Raw genomic sequence first — 8,764 nt, forward strand, 5'->3', positions numbered from 1 at the left:
GTCCTTGCCCTCGCGCTCGGACCGCGGCCCGCCCACCGGCGGGACGGAGAACCTGGAGATGACACAGGAACAGAAGATCATTCGCGCGAAGATCGGGCTGCTGGAGCTCGCCCGCCAGCTCGGCAATGTCAGCCAAGCCTGCAAGATGCTCGGCTACTCGCGCGACAGCTTCTACCGCTTCAAGGAACTCTACGACAAAGGCGGCGAACTCGCGCTGTCCGAGATCAGTCGCCGCAAGCCCGTGCTGAAGAACCGCACGCCGCCCGAGGTCGAGGAGGCGGTTGTGGCCATCGCGCTTGAGCAGCCCGCCTGGGGCCAGGTCCGCGTGGCCGAGGCGGCGAAGCGCCAAGGGCTCTCCATCTCGCCGGCCGGGGTGCGCTGCGTCTGGCAGCGCCACGACCTCGAGACCATGAAGAAGCGGCTGAAGGCACTCGAGGCAAAGAGCGCGCAGGACGGCCTGGTGCTCACCGAAGCCCAGATCGCCGCCCTCGAGCGCGCCAGGCAGGAAAACGAGGCCCATGGCGAGTTCGAGAGCGAGTGCCCAGGTTATTGCGGCGCGCAGGACACCTTCTACGTCGGCACCCTGAAGGGCGTGGGTCGGATCTACCAGCAGACCTTCATCGACACCTATGCCAAGGTCGCCTTCGCCAAGCTCTACGACCGCAAGACGCCGATCACCGCGGCCGATCTGCTGAACGACCGCGTGGTGCCGTTCTACGACGAGCACGAGGTGAAGCTGAGCCGCGTGCTGACCGACCGCGGCACCGAGTTCTGCGGCAACCCCGAGCGGCACGAGTATCAGCTCTATCTCGCCGTGGAGGACATCGACCACACCCGAACCAAAACCAAGAGCCCGCAGACCAACGGGATCTGCGAGAGGTTCCATCGCACGGTGCTCGACGAGTTCTACCGCGTCGCATTCCGCAAGAAGATCTACCGCGGCATCGACGAACTCCAGGCCGATCTCGATAGCTGGCTCGGCGACTACAACGCCAGCAGGCCTCACCAGGGCAGGTGGTGCTACGGCAAGACGCCCCTGCAGACCTTCCTTGACGCAGCCCCGCTCGCCCGGGAGAAGATCATGCACCACTGACCACAACGGACACGCCCAACGGCTCAAACAGCCAACGCCGCCTGTCAGATCAAGTCCTGGCTAATACAGCTGATCGCAAGCGGCGGCCAGGCCAGTTGCGCGACGTCTCCTGGCTGGCGCCGGTGCTGCTGCGGCTGCGCGATCTCGGCGACTACGAGGCCGCCCTGCTGATGAAGGCGAAGATCGAGGCCTGCCTTGCCGCCGTGGTCACCGAGGAAGGCGACGAGGCGCTGACCGGCGTGCCGCCGGCCTGCTCCGCGACGCCCAGGGCCGCACGGTCGAGAGCTTCGAGCCGGGCATGATTGCCTTCGCCCGCCGCGCCCTCGAAGCCGCCGCGGTCGGCGCCGGCCTGACCTACGACCAGGTCTCGGGCGACCTCACGCAGGCGAACTACTCGTCCCTCCGCGCCGGCAAGATCGAGTTCCGCCGGCTCTGCGAGCAGGTGCAGTACGGCATGCTCATCCCCATGCTGGTGCGCCCGATCGCGGAGCGGTTCCATACGCAGGGCGCGCTGCTCGGGCTGTGGGGTGCGGAGATGCCGGACGGCGTCAGCCATGTCCCGCCGGCGCATGAGATGATCGACCCGCTGAAGGACACCACCGCCCTGATCGCCCAGGTGCGCGCCGGCTTCGTGCCGCAGCCCGAGGCAGCCGGTGCCTTCGGCTACGACTTCCGCGCTGCGGTGGAGATGATCCGCGAGGCCAACGCCCTGCTCGACGAGGCCGGCATCTCGCTCGACACCGATCCGCGCCGTGTCGCGAAGTCGGGCGCCGCGCAGGACGCCGCGCAGATGGCCGCCGTCGAGATCGCTGCCACCGGCGCCGCCGCCCCGCCGCGCGAGCAACCAGCACTGGGCTGATCATGACCGAGACCACCGAATCGGGCGGCAGCGATGCCGCGCCGGAAGCCGATGCTGCGCGCGATCGACCCGCTCCGGCCGCGCCGGTTCCCACTGGTGGGCAATCGATCGTGGCGCACCGCGCTCTCGCGGCCCCGGCAACCGTCGATCGCACCGCGCGCACCGTCGAGGTGGTGTGGTCGACCGGCGCCCGCGCCCGCAACTTCGTCCCCGCCCTCGGCCTGATCACCGAGGAGCTGGAGATGTCGCCGAACGCGGTGCGCATGGAGGCACTGCGCTCGGGCAACGCCCCGGTGCTGAACACCCATCGCAGCACCGACGCCCGCGACGTGCTCGGCCGTGTCACCGCCGCCCGCATCGAGCGCGGCCGGGGCTATGCGACCCTGCAGTTTAGCAGCGCGACGGACATCGAGCCGGTCTGGCAGCGCATCGCCGACGGCACGCTGCGAGCGGTCAGCGTCGGCTATCGCGTGCACCGCTACGAGCCGCGGCCGGATCCGGCCACCGGCACCACCGTCCACCGCGCGGTGGATTGGGAGCCCTTCGAGATCTCCGTCGTGCCGATCCCGGTGGATCGCGACGCCGCTGTGCGAGGCGAGGCGCCCCAGGGCGCGCCCGCCGTCGCCATTGAACCTGCCCTGCCCAACGAGGATCCACCCATGCCCGAGACGACGCCGGAGCCCCCGGCCGCGCCCGCCACCCCGCCCCAGGAGACGACCGTGACCGCCAGCCCCGAGCCCGAGCGCACCACGCCGGCCAGCCCGCCGCCCGATCCCGCCGCCGAGGCCACCCGTGCCGAGCGCGGCCGCATCGCCGGCATCGACACCGCCGTCGAGGCCGCCCGTGCCCTGCTGTCGGCCGACCGTGTGGCCGCGCTCCGCGCCGAGGCCGTCGAGCGCGGCTGGTCCCCCGACGACACCCGCCGCGCCCTGTTCGACGCCCTGGTGCGCCACGCGCCCCGGCCCTCGGTGCCGGCCAACCCCGCCGCGCACGCAGCACCCCCGCGGACCGAGATCCTGGACGCTATGGCGGAGGCGATCGCCGCCCGCGCCATGCCGGGCTACCAGCCCGCCGGCAACGGCCGCCACGCCGAGTTCATGGGCTGGCGCCCCTCCGACATGGTCCGCGAGCTGCTCGGCCTGCACGGCGAGAGCCACGTCCCGCGCGATCCGGTCCGCCTGGCCGAGCGCGCCTTCCACACCACCTCCGACTTTCCCGCCCTGCTCTCGGCCGCGGCCAACAAGATGCTGCTCGCCGCCTACCAGCCCGCGGCACCCACCTACCGCCAGCTCTTCCTCCGCCGCGATTTCCGCGACTTCGAGCCGCACCGGCACCTGCGCATCGGCGATTTCCCCGTCCTGCAGCCCCTGCTGGAGAACGGTGAGATCCAGGCCGGCACCATGTCCGAGAGCCAGGAGATCGTCCTGCTGCAGACCTTCGCCCGGCGCATCCGGGTGACGCGGCAGATGCTGGTCAACGACGACCTCGGCGCCTTCACCGACTTCGCCGCGATGATCGGCCGGCGCGTCGCCGACTTCGAGAACGCCACCGCCTATGCACTCGTCAACCTGGCGAACGGCGATGGCCCGACGCTGACCACCGGCGCCGCGCCGGTCTTCGCGACGGCGGCGGCGCGGGCCAACAAGGCCGCGGCAGGCACCGCGCTCGACGAGGCGAACATCGCCAAGGGCCGCGAGGCCATCATGAAGCAGCGCACGCTGGACGGCCTGCCGATCTCCCTCGGCCGCAGCATGCGCGTGCTGGTGGGCGCGGCGCTCGAGCTCTCCGCGCTGAAGCTGACGGCGGCGATCACGCCGGGCAGCTCGGGCGCGGTGAACCCCTATGTCGGGCTGCTGCAGCCGGTGGTGGAGCCGCTGATCCCGGCGAACCGCTGGTATCTGTTCGCGGAGCCGCCGACCACGCCGGTCTACGTCTACGGCTACCTGAACGGCGTCGAGGGCCCGCAGGTCACTACCGGGCCGGTCTCCGGCGTCGACGGCATCGAGGTCAGCGTGCTCTTCGACTTCGGCGTCGGCGCCATCGACTGGCGCGGCGCCTGGTTCAACCCGGGCACCTGATCCTTCCACCACCCCTCGTGAACCGATGCAGAGGCCGCCCTCCCGGGCGGCTTCTGCGTTTCTGGAGATCCCAAAGCCATGCGCAACATGCTGCGCCCCGAGGCGCGCTCCATCCCGATGGCCGTGCCCTATGCCGGCGGCATCCTGTCCGGCCAGGGGATGCTGGTCGGCGCCTTCTTCGGTGTCGCCGCGATGGACGCCGCCCAGGACGCCACCGTCGAATGCGAGACCCGCGGCGAGTTCGACCTCGCCAAGGACCCGACCCAGGCGATGACCGCTGGGGCGCGGGTGTTCTGGGACAACACCAACCGCCGCCTCACCACCACCGCGACGGGCAACTTCCAGGTCGGCATCGTCACCGTCGCGGCGTTGGCGGCCGACACGACCGTCCGCGTGATGCTCGCCTGCGTGCCGGCCGCCGGGGCGTGACCGCCATCGCCGCGGCGATGGCGGTGCTGGCGGCGGATCCGAACCTCGGCACGGACGCCACCTGGCAGCGCGGCGGCGGCCCTGTCGTGGCGCTGCGGGTGCTGCGGTCCTCGCCGGACCAGCTCCGCGATGCCTTCGGCACGGGCCTGATCCAGGCCACCGACGTGCTGACCGTGCCGGTCGCCGTGCTGCCGGAGATCCTGGCCGGCGACGTGTTCGCCCTCGGCGGCGATGTCCTGACCGTCCAGCACGCCAAGCGCGATGCCGCCGGCGTGGCCTGGCGCGTCCTCTGTCAGCGATAGGAGGTCCCGATGCCGCACAACAGCCCGACCGGCTGGGGCATCCTGCTCGACCTGCTGCTCGGCGGCGCGGCCGGCCTCGCTGGCGGCTTCGTGCGCTGGAACCATCCCGAGCGGCGGCGGCTCGGCTGGTGCCTAGTCTGGGAGGTTCCCTCGGCGGCGCTGGTCGGCAGTGCCGGCTATGCGCTGGGTGGCCTGCTGGAGTTCAACGAATACGGCCGGTTCCTGTTCGCCTTCGTGTTCGGCTACCTCGGCCAGGCCGCGCTGCATGACCTCGCCGTGGCCATCCTGCGCCACCGCTCCGGCCTGCCGCCCGGGGATCCTCTGGCGTGAAGCTTGGCGCCGCGATCGTCGGCGACCTGCGCCAGGTGCTGGCGGCGGAGGTGCGCGCGGGCGAGCGGGCCGCCATGGCTGCCGTGCGGGCCGAGACCGACATGGTGAAGGGGGAGCTGCGCAAGCAGGTCACCAGCAGCTTCGGCGGCAACGCGCGTGGCGTGGCCAATGCCTGGCGCTCGCAGGTCTTCCCGCGCGCGGGGCAGTCGCTGCGGCCGGCGGGCCTGGTGTTCACCAAGGCGCCGGCGATCATCGACGCCTCCGAGCGCGGCGCGCTGATCCGGCCGAAGGGCGGCCGGAAGTTCCTCGCCATCCCGACCGGCTTCAACCGCCAGGGCGGGCGGCGCGGCGCCAAGCCGCGTGTGTCGGCGCAGCAGATGGTCGCCTCGGGCCAGGGCTTCCTGCGCCCATTCAAGTCCGGCCGGGGCTTCGTCTGGTGCCTGCCGGTGCGGCGCGGCGAGCGCACCGGCCGGCGTCGTGCGCCGCTGATCGCCGGCGGCATCGCCGCGGTGGCGACGGCGCGGCGCAAGGGCGCGGCGGCCTGGCAGCAGTCACTGCTGGCGCAGGGCTTCGTGCCGATGTTCTTGCTGCTGCCGCAGGTGCAGCTGACGAAGCGGCTGGACGTAAAGGGCGCGGCCGAGCGCGGGCTGCGCCGGCTGCCGGGGCGGTTCGTCGCCGCCTGGGAGCGCGAAAGCGGGAGGGCAGCACCATGAGCCGACGCGCAAGCCTCGCGCTTCTGGCCTTCCTCGCGGCCGCGTGCTGGATCTTGGCCGCCTTCGCCCTGGCGCTCACCTGGGTGGCGGGCCGGTTCTTCGCGACACTGTTGGGCTGGGCATGAGCGCGCGCGAGAGTGCGATTGCTGCGCTGCACGATACGTTGGCGGCTGCCCTCGCAGCACGCAGTCCGGCGCCCGTTGTGCTCCGCGGCGAGACCGTGCCGCAACGGCTCCCGCCCGGCGGCCTAGTGGTCGTCCGCGAGGGCGAGACGGTGCAGGAGACAGCGATCCTCTCGCCGCTGGCCTGGGCGATCGAGCACCGTGCCGAGGTCGAGGTCACGGTCACCGGCGCGACGCCGGCCGCGCGCACCGCGCTGCTCGATGCGCTGCTCGTGGACATCGGCGCCGCAATCACCGCCGACCGCACCCTCAGCGGTGCGGTGGAGTGGGCGCAGCCTGGCTCGCCCGAGTTCCAGGATGTCGAGTTCGAGGGCGCCGCTGCTGCCCGCGCCGCCCTCGTCCCCGTCACCCTCTGGTTCACCGTCGCCGGCTCGCCGCTGGCCTGAACGCCTCGACTTCCAACTACGGCACGAACCGCTGCTGTCTGCCTGTGGCACGGTCCCACGCGAGCCGTTACCATCCGAGTATGACCACGCCTCGGTCCAGCACCGATGACTGAAGGATCCCGTGACGTTAGTCCCCGCACACGCAAGCGGGCCGAACGCCTGTCGGCGGCACGCGCAGGACTGATGGCGCGCTTGGAGCGCCCTCTCCATTCGGAGGCCCTCCCTGCGACCGTCGAGCTCCGTCCAGCGGAGAACCTTCGCCGGCGGACGCGCATCGCCCTCTGGCTGGCGGGCATCTCCTTCGCGGTGCTCCTGGCCTACGCCTGGAACGAGGGCGTGCTCGATCGCGCCGAGGACGAGCCACTCGGGGAGTATCTCGCTTATCTGATCGAGCTCGCGCAGTCAGAATGGCTGCTCGTGCCGGTGCTGTGCCTGGGCGCCGCCGGGATGTTCCATTGGATGCGCCGGCGGCGCCCGGACTGGGTGCGGATCAGCCTGTCGAAGGAGGAGGCGAGGATCGAAGGGCCTGGCGGTGTGTGGGTCACGCCCGTTCGGGAGTTCATCGCCGTCGCGCTGCGTCGGCGCAATCGCGTCGTGATCGATCCCTATCCCAATTCCACCGGTCTCGCCGGCCCGCTCCGGCCCCAGTCGTCCTGGCTGCGGCAGGAAACGCTCTGGTGGGTGGAGCTTGTCCATCCCGATGCCGAACGATCGGTGCCGGTATGGGCGTCCACCGCTGGGAATGCGGAGACGATGGCGAAGCATGTTACGCGCGGCTACGCGCACCGCCTCGACCTGGCGGTCGAGTTGCCGGACCAGAGCGCCGAAACCGCGTGAGGTGGACGCAGCGCCGAGCTGCGTCCCCGCCACCCCGGTCGATCTTCGCCGGCTCGCCGCTGGCCTGACCTTCATTCCCTTGCTGCTGGAGGACACCGATGCCGCGAGCCATCGGCGCGAACTGCCGCCTGCTCATGTTCCCCGAGGCCACCTACGGCACCGCGCCGGCGGCAACTGGCGGCGCATGCCGTTCCTCACCTGCGACCTCGGTGCCGAGCAGCCGCTGCTGGATGCCGACGTCATCGGCGTCGGCTCCAATCGCGATCCCGCCGCGCCCTTCCTCGACACCGTCACCGTGCAGGGCCAGGCGGTCGTGCCAGTGGACCTGGTGAACATCGGCCACTGGCTCCGGCTGCTGCTCGGCGCACCCACCACCACCGGCACCAGCCCAAACTTCATCCACAGCTTCGGCTCCGGCGCCGCCACGCTGCCGTCCAACAGCGTCGAGATCGGCTTCCCGGACGTGCCGTCCTATGACGTCTGCACCGGCGTGCGTGCCGACACGCTGGAGATCGACTACTCGCCGAGCGGCCCGGCCACGGCGAACTTCGGTCTGATGGGCCAGGGCTCCACGCGCGGCGCCTCGTCCTCCGGCGGCACGCCCGTCTCGGCCGCCTACACGGTCTTCAACAAGGCGCAGGGATCCATCAGCCGGGCGGGCTCGCCACTTGCGCAGGTCACCGGCGCACGTATGACCTATGCCAATGGCATGGAGATGGTGCGGACCATCCGTGCCGATCGCCGCGTCGAGGGCGTCGATCCCGGCATCGCGCGCGCCACCGGCCAGGTCACCGCCCGCTTCGCCGACACCACGCTGCTGACCCAGGCGCAGAATGGCACCGCGGCCGAGTTCGCCTTCGCCTACACCATCGACGCGAATCGCAGCCTCACCTTCACACTGCACGAGGTCTACCTCGCGCTGGCCAAGACGCCGATCGAGGGCCCTGCCGGCGTCGAGGCCAGCTTCGAGTTCCGCGCCGCCTTCAACGCGACTGCCACGCGGATGATGACCGCTGTGCTCAGGAACGAACAGGCGGCGGCAGTCTATGCGTAAGCGACAGCGCCACTCACGCGACCAGGAAGGCAACGACGAGCCCGATCACCACGAGAACCAGCGAGGCCGCGAGAATGTAGCGCACCGGGTACCTTGTGGCGCCCTGCCGCGCCTGCGTCGCTGTGAGTTTGGGGCCGCTGGGCGGAGCTTGGTCTTCCGGTTTCATCGTTCGCCTCGTGAGGTCGTCTGCCCTCTCGATATCGGCGGGGGAGGCGCATGGCTCCGCCACGATCCCGCGATCCGCTCGATCGCTTTGGCCGTCGCTGAGGGGGAGAACCGCAGCGATCGATCTTGCCAGCAAGCCCGCGCTGCCAGAGCACCCGTCCGTCCAGGCAGCTACGCTGGCAGTTCGAAGCGGAAGACCGCTGCGGCGATAGCGCAGGTCCAGAGTCCGTCCGGGTGGCCCTGCGCTTCGGCCGTGATCGACAGGCTGTCCACGATGAGGTCGCTCATCGCGTAGATGCGCCGGCGCTCGTCCCACGCGGCGTCCGGATCGAAGTC

13 protein-coding genes are annotated in these 8,764 nt (G+C 71.1%); 12 read left to right on the forward strand and 1 reads right to left on the reverse strand.

The window, feature by feature from the left end; genetic code table 11:
• Positions 1 to 58 precede the first annotated feature (58 nt).
• The 12 genes from ACESM1_RS29710 to ACESM1_RS29765 all read left to right on the forward strand — a co-directional run bounded on the left by ACESM1_RS29710 (position 59) and on the right by ACESM1_RS29765 (position 8,263).
• Complete coding sequence (locus ACESM1_RS29710; RefSeq protein ID WP_372624933.1) at positions 59 to 1,093, forward strand: IS481 family transposase; 1,035 nt, start codon at positions 59 to 61, stop codon at positions 1,091 to 1,093.
• A 95-nt stretch (positions 1,094 to 1,188) separates the two neighbouring features.
• On the forward strand, positions 1,189 to 1,395 hold the full coding sequence (locus ACESM1_RS29715) for a phage portal protein (protein WP_372624909.1): 207 nt from the start codon (positions 1,189 to 1,191) through the stop codon (positions 1,393 to 1,395).
• Positions 1,392 to 1,952, forward strand: coding sequence for a phage portal protein (locus tag ACESM1_RS29720; protein ID WP_372624911.1), 561 nt, complete (start codon positions 1,392 to 1,394; stop codon positions 1,950 to 1,952). Before ACESM1_RS29715 ends, ACESM1_RS29720 begins: the two co-directional genes overlap by 4 nt.
• Before the next feature lie 2 nt (positions 1,953 to 1,954).
• Positions 1,955 to 4,030, forward strand: a complete 2,076-nt coding sequence (locus tag ACESM1_RS29725) for a prohead protease/major capsid protein fusion protein (RefSeq protein ID WP_372624913.1) — start codon at positions 1,955 to 1,957, stop codon at positions 4,028 to 4,030.
• 78 nt (positions 4,031 to 4,108) lie between these two features.
• Positions 4,109 to 4,459 carry a DUF2190 family protein gene (locus ACESM1_RS29730; RefSeq protein ID WP_372624915.1) on the forward strand — a complete coding sequence of 117 codons (351 nt, stop codon included), beginning with the start codon at positions 4,109 to 4,111 and terminating at the stop codon, positions 4,457 to 4,459.
• A complete protein-coding gene (locus tag ACESM1_RS29735) occupies positions 4,456 to 4,761 on the forward strand; it encodes a hypothetical protein (RefSeq protein WP_372624917.1) in 306 nt (101 codons plus the stop codon). The genes ACESM1_RS29730 and ACESM1_RS29735 overlap by 4 nt, the downstream gene beginning before the upstream one ends.
• Positions 4,762 to 4,770: 9 nt before the next feature.
• Positions 4,771 to 5,091, forward strand: a complete 321-nt coding sequence (locus ACESM1_RS29740) for a phage holin family protein (RefSeq protein ID WP_372624919.1) — start codon at positions 4,771 to 4,773, stop codon at positions 5,089 to 5,091.
• The gene (locus ACESM1_RS29745; RefSeq protein WP_372624921.1) at positions 5,088 to 5,804 is read left to right on the forward strand and encodes a DUF6441 family protein; all 717 of its coding nucleotides are present in this window, start codon (positions 5,088 to 5,090) and stop codon (positions 5,802 to 5,804) included. Before ACESM1_RS29740 ends, ACESM1_RS29745 begins: the two co-directional genes overlap by 4 nt.
• Positions 5,801 to 5,929, forward strand: coding sequence for a hypothetical protein (locus ACESM1_RS29750; protein WP_372624923.1), 129 nt, complete (start codon positions 5,801 to 5,803; stop codon positions 5,927 to 5,929). Before ACESM1_RS29745 ends, ACESM1_RS29750 begins: the two co-directional genes overlap by 4 nt.
• 95 nt (positions 5,930 to 6,024) lie before the next feature.
• Positions 6,025 to 6,372, forward strand: coding sequence for a hypothetical protein (locus ACESM1_RS29755; RefSeq protein WP_372624925.1), 348 nt, complete (start codon positions 6,025 to 6,027; stop codon positions 6,370 to 6,372).
• Between the two features lie 306 nt (positions 6,373 to 6,678).
• Positions 6,679 to 7,209, forward strand: coding sequence for a hypothetical protein (locus ACESM1_RS29760; protein ID WP_372624927.1), 531 nt, complete (start codon positions 6,679 to 6,681; stop codon positions 7,207 to 7,209).
• Between the two features lie 184 nt (positions 7,210 to 7,393).
• Positions 7,394 to 8,263: a phage tail tube protein gene (locus ACESM1_RS29765; protein WP_372624929.1), complete on the forward strand. Its 870-nt coding sequence runs from the start codon at positions 7,394 to 7,396 to the stop codon at positions 8,261 to 8,263.
• A 13-nt stretch (positions 8,264 to 8,276) separates the two neighbouring features.
• Here ACESM1_RS29765 and ACESM1_RS29770 read toward each other — a convergent pair whose 3' ends face one another.
• On the reverse strand, positions 8,277 to 8,429 hold the full coding sequence (locus ACESM1_RS29770; RefSeq protein ID WP_372624931.1) for a hypothetical protein: 153 nt from the start codon (positions 8,427 to 8,429) through the stop codon (positions 8,277 to 8,279).
• Positions 8,430 to 8,764 lie beyond the last annotated feature (335 nt).

The organism is Falsiroseomonas sp. (genome assembly GCF_041690465.1).
Classification (GTDB): Bacteria; Pseudomonadota; Alphaproteobacteria; order Acetobacterales; family Acetobacteraceae; genus Falsiroseomonas.